This is a genomic window from Kineococcus sp. G2 (assembly GCF_037154035.1).
Lineage (GTDB): Bacteria > Actinomycetota > Actinomycetes > Actinomycetales > Kineococcaceae > Kineococcus.
Window position 1 is genome coordinate 65,049 of record NZ_JBBBEM010000093.1, and the last position, 19,615, is coordinate 84,663.

13 protein-coding genes and 1 tRNA gene are annotated in these 19,615 nt (G+C 76.6%); 3 read left to right on the forward strand and 11 right to left on the reverse strand.

Annotated elements, in window-relative coordinates; genetic code table 11:
- Nucleotides 1-79: 79 nt before the first annotated feature.
- Nucleotides 80-1,129 carry a sugar kinase gene (locus tag V9U69_RS13760; RefSeq protein ID WP_442907774.1) on the forward strand — a complete coding sequence of 350 codons (1,050 nt, stop codon included), beginning with the start codon at nt 80-82 and terminating at the stop codon, nt 1,127-1,129.
- 49 nt (nt 1,130-1,178) lie between these two features.
- On the opposite strand, the gene V9U69_RS13765 is transcribed toward V9U69_RS13760, so the two are convergent.
- The 3 genes from V9U69_RS13765 to V9U69_RS13775 all read right to left on the reverse strand — a co-directional run bounded on the left by V9U69_RS13765 (nt 1,179) and on the right by V9U69_RS13775 (nt 3,674).
- Nucleotides 1,179-1,847, reverse strand: coding sequence for a hypothetical protein (locus tag V9U69_RS13765; RefSeq protein ID WP_337062397.1), 669 nt, complete (start codon nt 1,845-1,847; stop codon nt 1,179-1,181).
- Between the two features lie 143 nt (nt 1,848-1,990).
- Nucleotides 1,991-2,064: transfer RNA gene (locus V9U69_RS13770), tRNA-Thr, on the reverse strand.
- 29 nt (nt 2,065-2,093) lie between these two features.
- On the reverse strand, nt 2,094-3,674 hold the full coding sequence (locus V9U69_RS13775) for an MFS transporter (RefSeq protein ID WP_337062398.1): 1,581 nt from the start codon (nt 3,672-3,674) through the stop codon (nt 2,094-2,096).
- Between the two features lie 23 nt (nt 3,675-3,697).
- Between V9U69_RS13775 and V9U69_RS13780 the strand changes: the two genes are divergently transcribed.
- Complete coding sequence (locus V9U69_RS13780) at nt 3,698-4,246, forward strand: TetR/AcrR family transcriptional regulator (protein ID WP_337062399.1); 549 nt, start codon at nt 3,698-3,700, stop codon at nt 4,244-4,246.
- Between the two features lie 25 nt (nt 4,247-4,271).
- Here the strand turns inward: V9U69_RS13780 and V9U69_RS13785 are convergent, their stop codons facing one another.
- The 8 genes from V9U69_RS13785 to V9U69_RS13820 all read right to left on the reverse strand — a co-directional run bounded on the left by V9U69_RS13785 (nt 4,272) and on the right by V9U69_RS13820 (nt 17,069).
- Nucleotides 4,272-5,804, reverse strand: coding sequence for an alpha/beta hydrolase (locus V9U69_RS13785; RefSeq protein ID WP_337062431.1), 1,533 nt, complete (start codon nt 5,802-5,804; stop codon nt 4,272-4,274).
- A 35-nt stretch (nt 5,805-5,839) separates the two neighbouring features.
- Nucleotides 5,840-7,018 (reverse strand): DNA polymerase III subunit delta', encoded by a 1,179-nt coding sequence (locus V9U69_RS13790; protein ID WP_337062400.1) that lies wholly within the window; start codon nt 7,016-7,018, stop codon nt 5,840-5,842.
- Nucleotides 7,015-9,168, reverse strand: coding sequence for a dTMP kinase (tmk, locus tag V9U69_RS13795; protein WP_337062401.1), 2,154 nt, complete (start codon nt 9,166-9,168; stop codon nt 7,015-7,017). The genes V9U69_RS13790 and tmk overlap by 4 nt, the downstream gene beginning before the upstream one ends.
- Nucleotides 9,169-9,259: 91 nt before the next feature.
- A complete protein-coding gene (gene topA, locus V9U69_RS13800; RefSeq protein ID WP_337062403.1) occupies nt 9,260-12,133 on the reverse strand; it encodes a type I DNA topoisomerase in 2,874 nt (957 codons plus the stop codon).
- A 178-nt stretch (nt 12,134-12,311) separates the two neighbouring features.
- A complete protein-coding gene (locus V9U69_RS13805; RefSeq protein WP_337062404.1) occupies nt 12,312-13,823 on the reverse strand; it encodes a DUF7059 domain-containing protein in 1,512 nt (503 codons plus the stop codon).
- Nucleotides 13,824-13,842: 19 nt separating this feature from the next.
- Complete coding sequence (locus V9U69_RS13810) at nt 13,843-16,179, reverse strand: sodium-translocating pyrophosphatase (protein ID WP_337062405.1); 2,337 nt, start codon at nt 16,177-16,179, stop codon at nt 13,843-13,845.
- A gap of 92 nt (nt 16,180-16,271) precedes the next feature.
- The gene (locus V9U69_RS13815; RefSeq protein ID WP_337062406.1) at nt 16,272-16,694 is read right to left on the reverse strand and encodes an ATP-binding protein; all 423 of its coding nucleotides are present in this window, start codon (nt 16,692-16,694) and stop codon (nt 16,272-16,274) included.
- A gap of 6 nt (nt 16,695-16,700) precedes the next feature.
- Nucleotides 16,701-17,069, reverse strand: a complete 369-nt coding sequence (locus V9U69_RS13820) for an STAS domain-containing protein (protein WP_242128081.1) — start codon at nt 17,067-17,069, stop codon at nt 16,701-16,703.
- A 140-nt stretch (nt 17,070-17,209) separates the two neighbouring features.
- Between V9U69_RS13820 and V9U69_RS13825 the strand changes: the two genes are divergently transcribed.
- Complete coding sequence (locus V9U69_RS13825; protein WP_337062408.1) at nt 17,210-19,612, forward strand: DEAD/DEAH box helicase; 2,403 nt, start codon at nt 17,210-17,212, stop codon at nt 19,610-19,612.
- Nucleotides 19,613-19,615: the final 3 nt, after the last annotated feature.

Here is a 19,615-nt window from a genome sequence, read left to right on the forward strand (position 1 = left end):
CGCCGGGCCGGCGAGCGCGGGGCTGCGGCTGCGGGCGGCGGGCGGGTGCCGCTTCGACGCCGTCGCCCTCGGGGAGGTGATGCTGCGCCTGGACCCCGGTGAGGGCCGCATCCGCACCGCGCGCTCCTTCCGGGTGTGGGAGGGCGGCGGGGAGTACAACGTGGTGCGCGGGCTGCGCCGCACCTTCGGGCACCGCACGGCGATCGCGACGGCGCTGGTGGACAACGAGGTGGGCCGGCTCATCGAGGACCTCGTCCTCACCGGCGGGGTGGACACCTCCCTGGTGCGCTGGGTGCCCTTCGACGGCATCGGCCGCGAGGCGCGCAACGGGCTGAACTTCACCGAGCGCGGGTTCGGGCTGCGCGGCGCGGTCGGCGTCTCCGACCGCGGGCACACCGCCGTCTCGCAGCTGCGCCCGGGCGACGCGGACGTCGAGCACCTCTTCGGCGAGCTGGGGGTGCGCTGGCTGCACACCGGCGGCATCTTCGCAGCGCTCAGCGAGTCCGCGCGCGCCACCGCGCTGGAGTTCGTGCGCGCCGCCCGTCGGCACGGCACCGTCGTCAGCTACGACCTGAACTACCGGCCGAGCCTGTGGCGGGCGCTGCGCGAGCGCCCCGCCGAGCTGGAGGCGGCGTGGGCGGCGAACCGGGAGATCGTCCGCGAGGTGGACGTGCTGCTCGGCCACGAGGGGCACCTGGCCGCCGTGCTGGGCTTCGAGGCCGGTCCCGCCGGTGACGGCCCGCACGAGCTGGAGCCGGCGGAGCTGACCGGCAAGTTCGAGCGGTTGGCCGGTGAGTTCCCGCAGCTGGCGGTCGTGGCCACCACGCGCCGCACCGTGCGCAGCGCCACCCGCAACGACTGGGGCGGCGTGGCGTGGTCGCCCGCCACGGGGCTGCTGCGCTCGGTGTTCCGCGAGGACGTCGAGGTGCTCGACCGCATCGGCGGCGGCGACTCCTTCGCCTCCGGCCTCGTGCACGGCCTGCTGCGCGGGGAGGACCTGGCCACGGCGCTGGAGTACGGCGCCGCGCACGGCGCGCTGGCGATGACGACGCCCGGCGACGCGACGATGGCCACCGAGGCGGAGGTGCTGGCGCTGGCCGCCGGGGGACGTTCCGGCGTGGACCGCTGACCCCCCTCCCACCGTGATCATGCACGGTTGAGCGCTCACCCGTGCGAGATCACGGCGGGGGCGGGGGCGGGACCACGCGCGCCGGCGGGGTGAACCCGGTGACGTCGGCGGCCGGGGCGACCGGCACCTCGACGTCGCACCGCTCGGTGCGCTCCAGGCGCAACGTCATCCGTTGCGTCGTCTCCCCGAGCAGCACCAGGTCGACTTCGCGCACGATGCCGGCGCCCCCGTCGCCGACGAGGACGCTGCCGCGCAGACGGTCCACGGGTGGGTCGGCGAGGGCGTCCTCGCGCAGGCTGGCGGCCAGGTCGGGTCCGCTGTTCGCCGCCGCGGTGGCGACGTCGGCCTCCACGTCGTAGCGGCCGGGTTCGCCGGGGCGTTCCGCGGCGGAGGTGGTGCCGCGCAGCCACAGCAGCGGCACGAGGTCGGAGGCGGCCAGGCCGCGCACGGGCACCGGCTCCCACTCCGCACCGGGCAGCCGCATCCACAGGGTGCGGCCGTGCAGCACGAACGGCTGCGAGGTCGACGGCCCGGGCATCTCGCCGGGGTCGAACGTCACCTCCGAGCGCACCACCGGGACGGTGAGGTCGCAGCAGCCGGTGCCGCCGCCGCGGAAGCGCGGCGGACCGAGCACCTCGTACGTGGACTCGAAGGCGAGGACGGCGGCGTCGAGGGTGCGGTCCACGGCGGCACGCACGGCGCTGGGGGCATCGATCACGGGGGCTCCTGGTGGGGTGGTGCGTCGTGCTCCCCAGGCTGGTCCGCTCGCGCGGACGGCGCGTCCCCCGGTGGTCGCAGCGCGGTGCGACGCAGGTGGGACGCGAAGGGCCCCGCAGGTCGATGACCTGTGGGGCCCTGGTGAGCCGCCTCGGGGAATCGAACCCCGGACCTACGCATTACGAGTGCGTCGCTCTGGCCGACTGAGCTAAGGCGGCACGTGCCCGGCTGGGCACGGTCCAAGAGCTTACAGGACGTCACGACCCTGCTCGACCGCGCCGTCCGCTCCCCCGCCGTCGCGGGGCGGGACCGGCCGGCGGGCGACGACGGCCAGCGTCCAGACGACGTCGACGGCCAGCACGACCAGCCACACCCGCCCGGCCCCGTGGACCAGGGCGGCGGGGCCGTCCAGCTCGCGCCGGGCGCCGGTGAGGCGGTCGACCAGCCACGACAGGTCCACCAGCACCAGGACCACCTGCACGGTGACGACGAGCGCGACGTGCTGCGCCAGCTCCCGCAGCCGCTGCGCAGGGGGCTTCGCCGACCGCACCGGCGGCTGCGCCTCGACAGCGGGCGCGGGGCCGGGAGCGGCGAGGGCGGGCACCGGCCCGGGCACCGCGAGGGCGGTCTCCACCGGCACCGGGGCAGGTCGGTCGTCGACGCCGAGGACGCGCACCGCGTACGGCAGGAGCACCGCACCGGCGGCCAGGACCAGGGCCGCCACCAGGCACGCCGCGGCCCACGACGCGCCCTGGTAGAGCACGCCCGCGGCGGCCGCGCCCACCGCGCCGCCGAGCAGCACGGCCGCCTCGTACAGCCCCAGCCCGCGGCCGGTGCCCGCTCCGGAGGCCTCGGCGACGACGGCCTGCTGGACGGGCACGACCGCCGCGCACGCCGCGGCGCTGAGCACCCACAGCACGGCGAGCACCGGTGGCGAGGGGGCCACCGCCAGGCTCGCGGCGAACGCCGCACCGGCCAGCGATCCGCCCACGAGCACGCGGCGACGGCCGTGCCGCAGCACCAGCCGGCCCAGCGGCCCGGGCAGCGCGCCCATCACGACCGCGCCGGGCAGGAAGACCAGGGCCGCCTCGACGATCCCCAGCCCGAACCCGCGCTGCAGGTGCAGCAGCAGGAGCACGGACACGGCCGCCTCGGCGGTGGCGGTGGCGGCGACGGCCGCGAGCACCGGTCGCAGCCGGCGGGCCAGTGCGCGAGCCGCGGGACCGCGCTCCTCCCGCGGTGCACCGGAAGCGCGCCGGGGCGCGGTGAGCAGGACCCCGGCGGCGACGGCGCAGGCCGCGGCGCACCCGGCGAACAGGCCCCGTTCGCCGAGCGCCGGCAGCAGGGACAGGCCGGCGACGAACGCGACCCAGGAGCCGGTCTCCTCCCACGACACCAGCCGCGGGTAGACGCCGGGGTCCTGCTCGAGGCGCTCGGCGACCGCGGCGCGCACCGGCACCCAGAAGAGCGCACCGCCGGCGCCACCGAGGACGGCGGCGGCGAACGCGACGGGCAGCGTCGGCGCGAAGGCGTACCCGGCGCAGGAGAGCGCGTACAGCAGTGCGCCGGTGGCGGCGACGGTGCGACGCTCGCGGGTGTCGGCGAGGAGCCCGGTGACGGGGCGCAGCAGCACCGAGACGGCCAGCTCGAGGGCGACGAGGGCGCCGACGGCGGCGGGGCCGGCCCCGAGGGTGGCCCCGGCCCACAGCGGCAGCACGAAGTCGACCAGCTCGACGGGGCCGTTGAGCAGGGCCGCCGCCCACAGCAGCCGGGCCTCGCGCCGCTGCGCCCGTCCTGTCCCCGCACCGGGAGATACAGTCGTATCCACGCCGGCAAGATACAGTCGTATCCATGCCGGGACCAGGGGGCAGGGCGGACGAGTTCGCGGGCGCCGCGCTGCGGGTCGTCGCCCGCGGCGGCCTGCAGGCGGTCAGCGTGCGCACCGTCGCCGCCGAGGCGGGGTGGTCCGCCGGCGCGCTGCAGAAGGTCTTCCCCACCAAGGAGGACCTGCTGCGCGCCGCCGTCGACCTCATGGACCGGCGCGTGCGGGACCGGACGGGAGGCACCACCCCCACCGGCGACCCCGTCGAGGACCTCGCCGCGCTCGTCGAGGAGACGCTGCCGCTGGACGCGCACCGGCGCGAGGAGTCGCTGGTGTGGACGGCGTTCGCCCTCGAGGGCGCCCGCACCCCGTGGATCGCGGACGTGCTGCGCACGCAGGACGACACCGTCACCGCCGACCTGGCGCCCCTCGTCGGCGAGGACGTGGCACGGGCCGTCACCGCGCTCGCGGACGGCTTCGCCGTGCGCCTGCTCTACGACCCGGGCGCGGCCGACGCGGTGCGGGCGGCGCTGCGCACGGCCTTGACGGCCCTGCTCACCGGCACCACCCCGCCCTGACCGGCCGCCCCGCCCCGGAGACCGGTCAGCAGCGCGCCCCCTCCTCGGGCAGCTCGCCCGCCAGCAGGTACGCGTCCACCGCCTCGTCCACGCAGGCGCTGCCGGTGCGGTAGGCGGTGTGCCCGTCGCCGTCGTACGTCAGCAGCCGGCCGGAGTCGAGCTGCTCCGCCAGGCCCTGCGCCCACGCGTACGGGGTCGCCGGGTCGCGGGTGGTGCCCACCACCAGGATCGGGGCGGCCCCGGCGGCGTCCACGGGCTCGGCCGGGCCCACCGCGGGCACCGGCCACTCCGCGCACGCCAGCCCGCCCCACGCCAGGAACGCGCCGAACGTCGGGGAGGCCGCCTCGAACTCCGGCACCGAGGCGCGCACCTCCTCGGGCGTCTGCTCGTCGGCGCGGTCCAGGCAGTTCACGGCGTGGATGACGGTGCTGGAGTTGTTCGCGTAGCGGCCGTCGGCGCTGCGGGAGGCGTACGCGTCGGCCAGGGCCAGCAGCGCCGTGCCGTCCCCGCCGAACGCCGCCGTCAGCGCCTCCGTCAGCCGCGGCCACAGCGACGGCGCGTACAGCGGGTACGCCAGCGCGTAGTAGGCCAGGCCCTGCGTCAGCTCGCGGCCCGAGGACGTGGGCAGCGGCTCGGCGTCCAGGCTCGACAGCAGCGCGCGCACCTGCCCCAGCGCCGCCTCCACGTCCCCCGACAGCGGGCACTCCTCGCGCTCCAGGCAGTCCCGCACGTAGGAGCGCAGCGCCACCTCGAACCCGGCGGCCTGCCCGGCGTTGACCTCCTCGCTGCTCAGCGACGGGTCGATCGCCCCGTCCAGCACGAAGCGGCCCACCCGCTGCGGGAACTGCTCGGCGTACAGGGCGCCCAGGTACGTGCCGTACGACTTGCCCAGGTAGCTGAGCCTGTCGTCGCCCAGCGCGGCGCGCAGCACGTCCAGGTCCTTCGCGGCGGTGCGGGTGTCGACGTGGGCGGCGAGCTCGCCGGAGGCGACGCACCCCTCGCCCAGCTCGGCCGTCAGCCGCTGCAGGCGGCGCACCTCCGCGGCGTCGTCGGGGGTGGGGTCGGCCGCCAGGAACTCGTCGACCTCCTCGTCCGGCAGGCACCGCAGCGGGTCCGAGCCGCCGACGCCGCGCGGGTCGAAGCCGACGACGTCGAAGTGCTCGCGCACCTCCTCGGTGAGGACGTTCCGCGCCGCGCGCGCGTACTCCACGCCCGAGGCCCCGGGGCCCCCCGGGTTCAGCACGAGGGAACCGAGCCGGTCCTCACCCGTGGCGCTCGTGCGCGAGCGCACCACCGCCAGCGACGCGGTCGCCCCGGTGGGGTCGGCGTAGTCCACCGGCACCGTCAGGCGGGTGCACTCGAAACCGCCGCCGCAGTCGGCCCACTCCAGGTCCTGGTCGTAGAAGGCCGCCAGCGCCGGGTCCGCGGCCGCTTCGGAGACCACCGGTGAGGCGGTGCCGACCGGTTCGGCGTCCGGCTCCCCGCCGGCCACCAGGGAGCACCCGCCCAGCAGCAGCGCGGTCGCGGCGGTCACGAGGACGGGGGCGGGACGTCGCATGGTGCTCACAGCGTGCCACCACCGCGGCCCGGACCTCACCCCGTGGCGTCCGCGCGTCGCGGGCGCAGGTCCAGCGCCAGGGCCTCCACCGCCAGCAGCGGCGCCACGTTCTGCCCCAGGCGCCGGCGCGCCAGCGCCACCGCGTCGGTGCGCCGCAGCGTCTCCTCGGGCGTGGACGCGGCCGCCATCGCCCGCACCTCCGCGGCCAGGTCGGGGTTCACCGGCTCCACCGGCGCGCCCAGCTGCACGACGAGGACGTCGCGCAGCAGGCCCAGCAGGTCCACCAGCGCCCGGTCCAGCACGTCCGTCTGGTGGCGGCGGGCGCGCCGCTTCTGGTCCTCCTCCAGCTGGCGCACCTGCGCCCGCACCGCCGGCGGCAGCGCACCCGCGCTCTCGGCGCCCAGCGCCCGCAGCAGCTCCGCGCGCTCGGCGGCGTCGCGCTGCGCGGTCGAGGCACCGGCCTCCTCCGCGGCGGTCTCGACGAGGTCCCCGGCGGCCAGGACCGCGTCACCGACGCCGGCGATGCGCTGCGGCAGGCGCAGCACCTCCCGCCGGCGGGCGCGGGCGCCCTCGTCGCGGGCCAGGCGGCGGGCCAGGCCGACGTGGCTCTGCGCGGCGCGCGCCGCGAACGCCGCCATCGCCGGGTCGACGCCGTCGCGGCGCACCAGCAGCTCCGCGACCGCGTCGGCGGGCGGCACCCGCAGCGGCACGTGCCGGGTGCGGGAGCGGATCGTGGGCAGCACGTCGTCGACGGCGGGCGCGCACAGCAGCCACACCGTCGCCGGCGGCGGCTCCTCGATCGTCTTCAGCAGCGTGTTGCCGGAGGTGGGGTTCAGGCGGTCGGCGTCCTCGACGACGACCACCCGCCAGCGCGCCACCGACGGGCGGCGCTGCGCGGTCTGGATGAGCGGCTCGACGTCCTCGCGGCGGATCTGCATGTGCTCGGTGGCGAAGACCGTGACGTCGGCGTGCGAGCCGGCGGTGGCGGTGCGGCAGCCGGCGCAGCGCCCGCACCCCACCTCGGCGGGGTCCTCGCAGGCCAGGGCCGCGGCGAAGGCCCGCGCCGCCACCGAGCGGCCCGACCCGGGGGGGCCGGTCAGCAGCCAGGCGTGCGTCATGCCGGCGGCGCCCGGGCCGCCGCGCGCCGCGGCCGCGGCCCGGGCCAGCACCCGCACCGCCGGTCCCTGCCCGACGACCTCGTCCCAGACGCTCACGGTGCCGGCACCTGCGCGCCCGACGGCTCACCGACCCGTCCCCCGGAGGGCTGCCCCGACGGTTCGCCGGCCGGTGCGCGGACCGGTTCGGGCAGCCGCTGCGCCAGCGCCTCGCGCACCCGCTCCTGCAGCGCGTCGGGGACGGCGGTGGCGTCGAGCACGAGGTAGCGGCGCGGGTCCCGCGCGGCCAGCCGCAGGAACTGCTCGCGCACCCGCGCGTGGAACGCCTGCGACTCCGCCTCCACCCGGTCCTCGCCGGCGCGCTGCGGGTCGCGGCCGCGCCGGTGCGCCGCCGTGACCGGGTCGACGTCCAGCACGACGGTCAGGTCCGGCAGCAGCTCGCCGGTGGCCCACGCGGACAGCTGCTCCACCTCCCGCTGCGGCAGCTGCCGCCCGGCGCCCTGGTACGCCAGCGAGGAGTCCACGTAGCGGTCCGTGACGACGACGGCGCCGCGGCGCAACGCCGGCAGCACCACCTCGGCGACGTGCTGGGCGCGGTCCGCGGCGAACAGCAGCGCCTCCGCGCGCGGGTCCAGCGCGGCGCCTTCCCCGCGCGGGGTCAGCAGCACCTCGCGCAGCGCGGCGCCGGTCGAGGTGCCGCCCGGCTCGCGGGTGGTGACGACCTCGTGGCCCCGCTCGCGCAGCCACTGCGCCAGCAGCCGCGACTGGGTGGACTTGCCGGAGCCGTCGCCGCCCTCCAGCGCCACGAACAGCCCCGTCCCGGCCCGGCCGACGCGGGTGGCCACCGGCAGCGAGCTGCCGTCGGCGCCCTCGGCGCGGCGGCGCCACGCCTGCACGACGTCGTGGCGCAGGCTCACGCCGCGGCGGTCGTCCACCAGCCGGTAGGCGACCACGCCGGCGACGGTGGTGATCGCCCCGGCCGCCGCCAGGGCCAGCGCCGAACCGGTGACGGACTTGGACCAGGTGGGCGTGGCGACGATCGTGCGGTCCCCCAGCAGCTGCGCCACCCACGGCGCCACGAGCATCACCAGCACGATGACGACGCGGGTGCTGGCGCCGACGAAGGAGAACGTGCGCCCGCGCACGTCGTCGTCGACCTCCAGGCCCAGCAGCGTGTACGCCGACACGTACGCCAGCCCGGTGAAGAGCCCGAGGGCCACCACGAACAGGACGGCCAGCACGATGTTGCCGCTGAGGGCCACCAGCACCAGCGACACCCCGGCCGCCGTCAGCGCCAGCCCGAAGGTGCGCCGGCGCGACAGGCCGGACAGCCAGCGCGGGCCCTGCCACACGCCCAGGGCGACACCGGCGAAGACCGCCATGACGACCACCCCGAAGCCGGGGTCGCCGGCGCCCAGGCCGATGACGTAGGCGCGGGCCAGGCTGATGACGAACCCGCCGGCGGCGAACGCGACGAGCATCCCGCCGACCAGGCCGCGCAGCAGCGGCGAGCCGGCCACGAACCGCCAGCCGTCCACGACGTCGCGCCACAGCGTCGGCGCCAGGCCGCGGGTGCGCGGGGCCCGCTCGCGCGGCGGGATGTCCAGGCGCCAGATGACGGCCGCGGCCACCAGGAAGGTCAGGGCGTTGACGTACATCGCCAGCGACGACTGGGTGCCGGCCAGGAACGGCAGCACGTTGTCCAGCACGCCCGTCAGGAGGGTCAGCACGATGAACGCCACCCCGGCGACGGGGGCGCTGCCGTAGGTGGCGACCAGGCTCACCTGGTTGGCGGCCTCCAACTGCCGCGGCGGCACCAGGTTGGGCACGGTGGCGTCCTTCGCCGGGCCCCAGAAGAGCGTGACCAGCTCGATGAGCAGCGTCGCCACGTACAGCCACGTCAGGTCGCCCACGATCGGGATGGAGGCGAACAGCGCGAAGCGCAGCACGTCGCCCACGACCATCGTCAGGCGCCGGTCCAGGCGGTCGGCCAGCGCCCCCGCCAGCGGGCCCAGCAGCGCCGCCGGCGCCAGCTGCAGCACCAGCACCGTGGACACGGCCACGCTGGTCTGGGTGGCGGTGCTGCCCGCCATCTGCGACAGGCCCGCGGCCGTGCCCAGCTTGGCGAGCATGCCCAGCCAGTCGCCGAAGCTGGAGAGCATCAGCGACAGCCACATGCGGCGGAAGTCGGCGTTGCCGCGCAGCAGCGCCCGCACGTCGTGGTCGGGGGCCGCCGCGGTGTCGCTCACGCGGTCAGGGTAGATGCCGGTCCGGACGCCCCCCGCCCACCGGCCGGGGGTGTCCCCGGCCGGCCGGACGGGGCGCGGGGGGCGCGCGACGTCACTCGGCGGTGGCCGCCGACGCCTTCGCCGCGGTCTTCTTCGCGGCGGTCCGCTTGGTCGCCGTCTTCTTGGCGGCGGTCTTCTTCGCGGCCGCCTTCTTCTTCGGGGCCGGGCCCTTGGCGCGCTTCTCCGCCAGCAGCTCGGCGCCGCGCTCGGGCGTGATCGTCTCCGGGTCGTCGTCCTTGCGCAGGGTGGCGTTCGTCGTCCCGTCGGTGACGTACGGGCCGAAGCGGCCGTCCTTGACGACCATCGGCTGCCCGGACTCGGGGTCCGCGCCCAGCTCCTTCAGCGGCGGCTTGGCGGTCTGCCCGCGCCGCGTCTTCGGCTGCGCGTAGATCGCCAGCGCCTCCTCCAACGTGATCGTCAGCAGCTGGTCCTCGGACGCCAGCGAGCGCGAGTCGGTGCCCTTCTTCAGGTAGGGCCCGTACCGGCCGTTCTGCGCGGTGATCTCGTCGCCGCTCTCGGGGTCGGTGCCCACCACGCGCGGCAGGGACAGCAGCTCCAGCGCCTGCTCCAGCGTGACCGTCTCCACGGACATGTCCTTGAAGAGGGAGCTGGTGCGCGGCTTGGCCTTGGCGGTCTTCTTCGCGGCGCGCTTCTTCGGCGCGCCCTCCTCGGCCGGGGCGGGCGCGTCGTCCTCGATCAGCTCGGTGACGTAGGGCCCGTACCGGCCGGTGCGGGCCACGACCGTGCGGCCGGTGGCGGGGTCCTGCCCGAGCACGCGGTCGCCGTCGGACTGGGAGGTCAGCAGCTCGCGCGCCTTCTCCACCGTCATCTCGTCCGGGGCGACGTCGTCGGGCACCGACGCCTTGAGCAGCTCGCCGGTCTCGGCGTCCGGGCCCTCCAGGTAGGGGCCGTAGCGGCCCACGCGCAGCACGATGCCCTCGCCGATGGGGACGGTGGAGATCTCCCGGGCGTCGATCTTGCCGAGGTCGTCGGCCAGGCCCTTGATGCCCTCCATCGAGGGCACCGCCGAGCCGTCCGGGCCGGCCTCGCCGGTGGGGCCGGCGGAACCGTCGCCGTCCGGGGTGCCGCCCGCACGGGGAGCGCCCGCGGGGCCGCCGGCGCCGAAGTAGAAGCGCGTCAGCCAGTCCACGCGCTCGGCCTCGCCGCGGCTGATGGCGTCGAGGTCGTTCTCCATGGAGGCGGTGAAGTCGTAGTCGACGAGCTCGGGGAAGTGCTCCTCCAGCAGCCGGGTGACCGCGAACGCCAGCCACGTGGGCACCAGCGCCGAGCCCTTGTAGCGCACGTACCCGCGGTCGACGATCGTGGAGATGATCGAGGCGAACGTCGAGGGGCGCCCGATCCCCTTCTCCTCCAGCGTCTTCACCAGGCTGGCCTCGGTGTAGCGCGGCGGCGGGGACGTCACGTGCGCGTCGGCGGCCAGAGCGGAGGCGGTCAGCGGCTGCCCCGCGGCGACGGGCGGCAGGCGGCGGTCGGTGGCGTCGGCGGACTCCGCCTCGCGGGTCTCGTCGCGGCCCTCCTCGTAGGCGGCGAGGAACCCGCGGAACGTGATGATCGTGCCGGAGGCGGAGAACTCGGCGTCGCGGCCGTCCGCCGCGGTGGCGCCCAGGCGGACGGTGGCGGTGGTGCCGCGCGCGTCGTGCATCTGCGAGGCGACCGTGCGCTTCCAGATGAGGTCGTACAGGCGGTACTCGTCCCCGCGCAGCTCGCCCGCCACCTGCGCGGGGGTGCGGAAGACCTCGCCGGCGGGGCGGATCGCCTCGTGGCCCTCCTGCGCGTTCTTCGACTTCGAGGCGTACGCGCGCGGGGCGTCCGGCACGTACTCCGGCCCGTACAGCTCGCGCGCCTGCGAGCGCGCCGCCGACAGCGCCTGCGCCGAGAGCTGGATGGAGTCGGTGCGCATGTAGGTGATGTAGCCGCGCTCGTACAGGCCCTGCGCCACGCGCATCGCCTGCCGGGCGTTCAGCCGCAGCTTGCGGGAGGCCTCCTGCTGCAGCGTGGAGGTGATGAACGGCGCGGCCGGGCGGCGGCTGTACGGCTTCTCCTCCACCGAGCGCACCGCGAACGACGCGTCCCGCAGGGCGTCCACGAGCTGCTCGGCGGCGGCCACGTCCAGGTGCGCGACGCCGTCGCGCACCGCGGCCGGCTTCAGCTGCCCGGAGTCGTCGAAGTCGCGGCCGACGGCGACGCGGCGGCCGTCCACCGCGACCAGGCGGGCGCCGAACGCGCTCTCGTCGGCGGGGGCGAAGTCGCCGGTGACGTCGGCGTAGCCGGCGGCGCGGAACGCCATGCGCTCGCGCTCGCGCTGCACGCACAGGCGGGTCGCCACCGACTGCACGCGCCCGGCGGACAGCCCGGCGCGCACCTTGCGCCACAGCACCGGGGACAGCTCGTAGCCGTAGAGGCGGTCCAGGATGCGGCGGGTCTCCTGCGCGTCGACGAGCCGGTCGTCGATGTCGCGCAGCTCCTGCGCGGCCTGCTGGATGGCCTCGCGGGTGATCTCGCCGAAGACCATCCGCCGGTACGGCACGCGCGGCTCCAGGGCCTGCACCAGGTGCCAGGCGATGGCCTCGCCCTCGCGGTCGCGGTCGGTGGCGAGGATGAGCTCGTCCGCGTCCTTCAGGGCGCGCTTGAGCTCGCTGACCTTCTTCTTCTTGTCCGCGTCGACGACGTAGTACGGCTCGAAGCCGTGCTCGACGTCGACGGCGAACTTGCCGAAGGGGCCCTTCTTCATCTCGTCGGGCAGCTGCGAGGGCTGCGGGAGGTCGCGGATGTGGCCGACGCTCGCCTCGACCTGGTAGCCGGGCCCGAGGTAGCTGGCGATGTTGGCGACCTTGTTGGGCGACTCGACGATCACCAGACGGCGCAGCCCGTCGCCCGTCCCCGCCGCCTTCGACTTGCCCGCCACTGGTCCTGCCTCTCCACGTCGATCGCGTCGCGGTCGGTGACCGCCCGGGCGCGTCCACCCGGCTCCCGGCCGGTGCGCACCCGCCCCGCACTGTCGCACGCGGGGCGCCTTCAATGTGTCACGGTCGGCGCAGCGGTGTGCAACCGGCGCTGCGTCGCCCCTGTGGACCCCCGGCCGGTCAGGGCAGCAGGAGCAGGCCGTCCTCCACGAGCCGGCGCACCCGCGGCAGCAGGCGGGCGCGCAGCGCGGCGGCGTCCTCCTCCAGCAGCACCGCCAGCCCCGCGGTGATCTGCCCCACCGTCAGCTCCCCGTCGCACGCGCCCACCAGTCCCGCCAGGTCCCCGTCGGCCTGCACCGCGCGGCGCAGTCCGCCGCCCTGCCGCAGCAGCACCACGCGCGGGTCCGGGTCCCCGGGGGCGTGGTACCGCTCGTCGGTGACGTCGGGAGCCACCCGCAGCGCCCGGTCCGCCAGCGCGTCGTCGTCCAGCTCCGCGAGGCGGTCGTGCGCGGCCAGGCCGGCGGCGAGCACCCCGCCCAGCGGGTCGGACAGGGTGGACAGCACCTCCTCGAAGCGGCGCAGCGGCGCCCCCTCGCGGGACGGGCGGCGCAGCGTCACCACGCCGAAGCCCACCCCGGTGACCCCGCGGGCGGCGAAGTCGTCCAGCCACGCCGCGTACAGCTCGTCGAAGACCGGTCCGGGCTTCTGCCCGCCGTCGCGGATCCACGTCTCCGCGTACAGGGCCGGGTCGGCCACCTCCCGCTGCACCACCCACGCGTCCAGGCCGGTGCCGGCCAGCCACCCCTCCAGCCGCTGCGACCAGTGCTCGCCGTCGCGCAGCTCCCAGTTGCCCAGCAGCTGCGCCACCCCGTCCGGCGCCAGGACGGGGCCGACCTCGCGCACCAGCCGCGCCACCAGCGAGTCGCCCGGCATGCCGCCGTCGCGGTACTCGTACTGCGGCACCCCCGGCCGGCGCGGGGTGATGACGAACGGCGGGTTGGAGACCACCAGGTCGAAGCGCTCCCCCTCGGCGACAGGCTCCAGCAGCGAGCCGTGCCGCAGGTCCAGGCGCACGCCGTTCAGGGCCGCGTTCACGGCCGCCAGGTCCAGCGCCCGCTCGGAGGTGTCGGTGGCCACCACCCGGCGCGCGTGCCGGGAGGCGTGCAGGGCCTGGATCCCGCAGCCGGTGCCGACGTCCAGCACCCGCTCCACGGGGGTGCGCACCGTCGCCGACGCCAGCGTCAGCGACGCCCCGCCCACCCCGAGGACGTGGTCGGAGCGCAGCGCCTCGCCGGTGGCGAGCTCCCCCAGGTCGCTGACCAGCCACCACGACGCCGCGCCGGCCGCGTCGTCCACCTCGTACGGGCGCAGGTCCACCAGGGGGCGCACCTCGTCGCCCGGCGCCTGCCCGGCCGCCGCCACCAGGCCCAGGGCCACCGCACCGTCGGTGCCGGTGCGCGGCAGCGCCGCGTCCAGCTCCGCGCGGGTGACGGCGCGCCCCAGCGTGCAGCAGCGCAGCAGCACCGCCGCGGGCTCGCGCGAGCCCTCCGTGGCGCGCAGCGCCGGCAGCGGCTGCTCGCGGTCCAGGGCCGCCGAGGCGACGTCCCCGACGAGCTCGCCCACGCCGTCGACGGTGTAGCCGGCGCCGGCGAGGTCCTCGCGCAGGCCGGACAGCAGTTCGAGGGGGTTCACGCCCCGATCGTGCCAGCGCTCAGGACTTCTCCAGGTCCAGGCCCCGCTCGTCGCGCACGCCCGCGTCGCCGGTGGGGGCGGCGGCGTCGACGCGGCGGTTCCGGCTGGCCACCACCGCCACCACGATGACCACGGTGGCCACCGCGGCGATGCCGTAGCGCAGCCACGGGTTCGCCCCCTCCCCCAGGCTGAGGGAGACCACGGCCGGCGCCACCAGCAGCGCCACCAGGTTCATCACCTTGATGAGCGGGTTGATCGCCGGGCCGGCGGTGTCCTTGAACGGGTCGCCCACGGTGTCGCCGATGACCGTGGCGGCGTGCGCCTCGGACCCCTTGCCGCCGTGCAGGCCGTCCTCGACGAGCTTCTTCGCGTTGTCCCACGAGCCGCCGGAGTTCGACAGGAACACCGCCATCAGCACGCCGGCCGCGATGGCGCCGCCGAGGAAACCGGCCAGCGGCGCCACGCCCAGGCCGAACCCCACGGCGATCGGCGCGAACGCCGCCAGCAGGCCCGGGGTGGCCAGCTCCCGCAGCGCGTCGCGGGTGCACAGGTCCACCACCCGGCCGTGGTCGGGCTCCTCGGTGCCCTCCATGATCCCGGGGTGCTCGGCGAACTGCCGGCGCACCTCCAGCACCACCGCCCCGGCGGAGCGGCCCACCGCGTCCACCGCCAGGCCGGAGAACAGGAACACCACCGCGGCGCCCAGCAGCACCCCCACCAGCGTCGTCGGCGTGGAGACGGAGAAGTCCCCGAGGGTGCGCTGCAGGTACTGCGAGGGCGTGTCGAGACCGGTCACCACCTCCGCCAGCCGCGAGCTGACCGCCTCCTGGTACGAGCCGAACAGGGCGGTCGCCGCCAGCACGGCCGTGGCGATCGCGATGCCCTTGGTGACGGCCTTGGTGGTGTTGCCCACCGCGTCCAGCTCGGTGAGGACCGCGGCACCGGCCTCGTCGACGTCGCCGCTCATCTCCGCGATGCCCTGCGCGTTGTCGCTGACGGGGCCGAAGGTGTCCATCGCGACGATGACGCCGACCGTGGTCAGCAGCCCGCACCCGGCCAGCGCGATGAGGAACATCGCCAGCTGCAGGATGCCGCCGGCCAGCAGGAACGCGAAGTACACCGCCCCGGCGATGACGAGCGTCGTGTACACGGCCGACTGCAGGCCCAGGCCGATGCCGCTGAGCACCACCGTCGCCGGGCCGGTCAGCGCCGAAGCGGCCACGTCGCGGGTGGGCCGGGCGTCGGTGCCGGTGAAGTGGCCGGTGATCCACAGGATGAGCACCGCCAGCAGGATCCCCAGGAACACCGCGCTCAGGGCCACCAGGCGCGGATCGCCCTCCAGCACCGCCACCTGCTCCGCGGCACCGGTGAACCCGGCGAACGAGGACGGCAGGTACGCGAAGCAGGCGATCGCCGTGCCGACCAGCGCCACGGCCGCCGAGAGGTAGAAGCCGTTCTGGATGCTCGTCAGGCCGGGAGTGCCCGCCTTCGCGCGCACCAGCACCACGCCCAGCGCGGCGGTGATCGCCCCGATGGCGGGCACCAGCAGCGGCAGCACCAGCCCCTGCTCGCCGATCGCGGCGCTGCCGAGGATGACGGCGGCCACGATCGTCACCGCGTACGACTCGAACAGGTCCGCCGCCATGCCGGCGCAGTCGCCCACGTTGTCGCCGACGTTGTCGGCGATCGTGGCGGGGTTGCGCGGGTCGTCCTCGGGGATGCCCTGCTCGATCTTGCCGACGAGGTCGGCACCGACGTCGGCGGCCTTGGTGAAGATGCCGCCGCCGACGCGCATGAACATCGCCAGCAGGGCCGCGCCGAAGCCGAAGCCCTCCAGCACCGTGGGGGCGTCCTCGCCGTACAGCAGGACCGCGGCGGAGGCGCCCAGCAGGCCCAGGCCGACGGTCGTCATGCCGACCACGCCGCCCGTGCGGAACGCCAGGCGCATCCCGCGCTCGCGGCCGCCGACGCCGTCGCGGGCCGCCGCCGCCACGCGCACGTTCGCGCGCACCGCCAGGGACATCCCGAGGTAGCCGATCGCGGCGGAGAACACCGCCCCGACGAGGAAGGCGACGCTGCGCGCGGCCCGCAGGTCCCACCCGTCGGCGGGCAGCGCCAGCAGCAGCAGCACCACGGCGACGGCGAACCAGGCCAGGGTGCGGAACTGCCGGCGCAGGTAGGCCCCAGCCCCGGTCTGCACTGCGGCGGCGATCGAGCGCATCCGCTCGGTGCCCTCGCCGGCGGCGAGCACCTGCCTGCGGAAGACCCAGGCGGCGACGAGCGCGGCCACGGAGACGACCGCGACGGCGGCGGCGACGCCCTGCGCTGTGCTGGTCAGACCCTCGGACGTGCCCATGCGTCCTCCTCGACGTGCGGTGATCTGCACGCAGCGTAGGACGGGGAGCACCGGGCGTGCCACGTGATCGCACGGGGGCCGCCCGCCGGGGCTCAGACCTGCTGGTCCACCCCGGCGGCGGCCGTCTCGCGCACCCAGGTCAGGCGGACCCCGCCCGGCGCCGTGGCGGGAGAGCTGCTGCCCGCGGCGCCCGTCATGAGGGCCAGCGACAGCGGGTCCTCCGTGGTCGCCGTCGGCGGTGTCTCCGCCAGCGGCGCACCGTCCTCGTCGCAGCGCAGGACCGTCACGTCGAGGCGGTCCTCGTCGTCGCTCAGGCGCATGTCGACGAGGCCGGCGCGCCCCGTGGCGGCCTCGGTGGCGCTGACCGCGCGGGCGCACGCCTCACCGATGGCGATGCGGATCTCGTCCAGCTGCTCCTCGCCGAACCCCGCCCGCCGGGCCACCGACACCGCCACCAGCCGGGCGGTGCGGACGTGCTCGGGCAGGGGGGTGAAGCGCAGGTCGACGGTGGGCACGACTTGTCAGGACGTCGCGTTGGCCTCGTCGGCCGCGGCCGACGCGGCGATGGCCTCCGCGACGGTGTCGTGGATCGGGAAGACCTTCGTCAGGCCCGTGATGCGGAAGACCTTCAGGATCTTCTCGCGCTGGCAGACCAGGTGCAGGGAGCCGTCGTGCGAGCGGACCCGCTTCAGGCCGCCGACCAGGACACCGAGACCGGTGGAGTCCAGGAACTCCACGCCCTCCATGTCCACCACCAGGTGGTGGTGGCCGGCGCCGACGAGCTCGTTGAGGCGCTCGCGCAGGGTCGGTGCGGTGTAGACGTCGATCTCACCGGACACCTCGACGACGGTCCGGCCGCTCTCCTCACGGCTGGTCACCGACAGGTCCACAGGACCCCTCCTCGCTGCTGCTGGCGTCGAACGTGCCGGGCGACACGCCCTGAAGCATTGAACCATCGCGCTGCGTGAGGAGCGCGCCCAGCGGGTCTCCCGCGGCGTCCGGGGCACCCCGGCGGGGCGACACTGGTGCGGTGCGGGGGGCGGCGGCGCGGGGCGACGAGCAGCGGGCGAGCCCCCGGGAGCAGGCGCCCGCGGCGTGGGCGGAACTGCTGGCGGACGGCGAGCGCACGGGCCGCCTGCGGCACGTGGAGGTGCTGCCGGCGCGGGCGGGCGAGCGGGCGGACTGGCCGGCGTGGGCGGACCCGGAGGTGGTCGCGGCGCTGGAGCGCGGCACCGGGGCGCTGCCGTGGCGGCACCAGGTGCGCACGGCGGAGGCGGTGCGCGCGGGCCGCTCCACGGTCCTCGCGGCGGGGACCGCCTCGGGCAAGTCGCTGGCCTTCCAGCTGCCGCTGCTGACGGAGCTGCGCCGGCCGGCCGACGACGGCTCGCCGCGCGGCGCCACCGCCCTGTACCTGTCGCCGACGAAGGCGCTGGCCGCCGACCAGGAGGCGCGCCTGCGCGCCCTGGGGCTGGACCGCCCCGTCAGCGCCACCTACGACGGCGACACCCCGCCGGAGGTGCGCCGGTGGGTGCGCCGCAACGCCTCCCTGGTGCTGACGAACGTCGACACCCTGCACGCGTCGGTGCTGCCCGGCCACGAGCACTGGGCGCCGTTCCTGCGCCGGCTGCGCTACGTCGTGGTCGACGAGTGCCACACCTACCGGGGGGTGTTCGGCTCGCACGCGGCGGCGGTGCTGCGCCGGCTGCGGCGGCTGGCCGCCCGCTACGGGGCCGAGCCGGTGTTCGTGCTGGCCTCGGCGACCGTCGCCGAACCGGCCACGACGGCGCGGCGCCTGACGGGCGTGGACGTGGAGGCCGTCGTCGAGGACACCTCGGCGCGCCCGGCGGTGTCGGTGGCGCTGTGGGAGCCGCCCCTGCGCGAGGGCGCCGAGCAGGCCGCCGGGGGCGAGCGCCGCGCCGCCACCGCGGAGACCGCCGACCTGCTGGCGGCCCTGGTGGCGCGGGGCGTGCGGACCCTGGCGTTCGTGCGCAGCCGCGCCGGCGCGGAGTCCGTGGCGGCGGGAGCGCGCCGGCGCCTGCTGCAGGACGCCCCGCCGCTGGCGGCGTCGGTGCTGGCGTACCGCGGCGGCTACCTGCCGGAGGAGCGCCGCGAGCTGGAGGAGGGGCTGCGCTCGGGGCGGGTGCTGGGCCTGGCGAGCACCCGCGCGCTGGAGCTGGGCGTGGACGTGGCGGGCCTGGACGCGGTGCTCATCGCCGGCTGGCCCGGCACCCGCGCCTCGTTCCGCCAGCAGCTGGGCCGCGCGGGGCGGCGCGACCGGCCGGCCCTGGGGGTGTTCGTGGCCCGCGACGACCCGCTGGACACCTACCTGGTGCACCACCCGCAGGCCCTGTTCGGCGCGGACGTGGAGGCCACCGTGCTGGACCCCTCCAACGCGTACGTGCTGGCCCCGCACCTGGTGGCCGCGGCGCAGGAGCTGCCGCTGACCGAGGCGGACCTGGAGCTGTTCGGCCCGGCGGCCGGCGGGGTGCTGGAGCTGCTGGTGGCGCGCGGGCTGCTGCGGCGGCGCGCGCGGGGCTGGTTCCCGGCGCGCCCGCACCGCGCGAGCGAGCTGACGGACCTGCGCGGCGCCGGCGGCACCGTGCGGATCGTGGAGGCCGCCACGGGGCGCGTGCTGGGCACGGTCGAGGCGTCGGCGGCGGACTCCTCCGTGCACGGCGGGGCCGTGCACGTGCACCAGGGCCGCACGTACGTCGTCGACGAGCTGGACCTGGACGAACAGGTCGCGCTCGTGCACGCGGCCACCCCCGACCACACCACGCACGCCCGCAGCCGCGGCGACGTGCGGGTGCTGGCGGTGGAGGAGAGCGCCGAGCACGGGCCGCTGGGGACGGCCCGCGGCGTCGTGGAGGTCACCGGCCGGGTCACGGGGTTCCTGCGCCGCCGCGCCGGCACCGGTCAGGTGCTCGGGGAGGAACCGCTGGACCTGCCCGAGCGGCGGCTGCGCACCCGCGCGGTGTGGTGGTCGCTGGACGCGGACGCCGCCGTGGACGCCGTCGGTGCCGCGCAGCGGCTGCCGGGCGCCCTGCACGCCGCCGAGCACGCCGCGATCGGGATGCTGCCGCTGCTGGCGACGTGCGACCGCTGGGACCTGGGCGGGCTGTCCACGGCGCTGCACCCGGACACCGGCCGCCCCACCGTGTTCGTGCACGACGCGGTGCCCGGCGGCGCCGGGTTCAGCGACCGCGGGCACCTGCTGCTGCGGCGCTGGCTGACCGCCACCCGCGACGCCGTGCGCGCCTGCCGCTGCACGGCCGGGTGCCCCGCGTGCGTGCAGTCGCCCAAGTGCGGCAACGGCAACGAGCCGCTGGACAAGGCGGGGGCCGTCGCCCTGCTGGACGTGGTGGTGGCCGCGCTGGACGAGCCCGGCTCCACCGCCGCGGGAGCCGCCACGGGGCCCGCCGCGGTGGGGTGACCG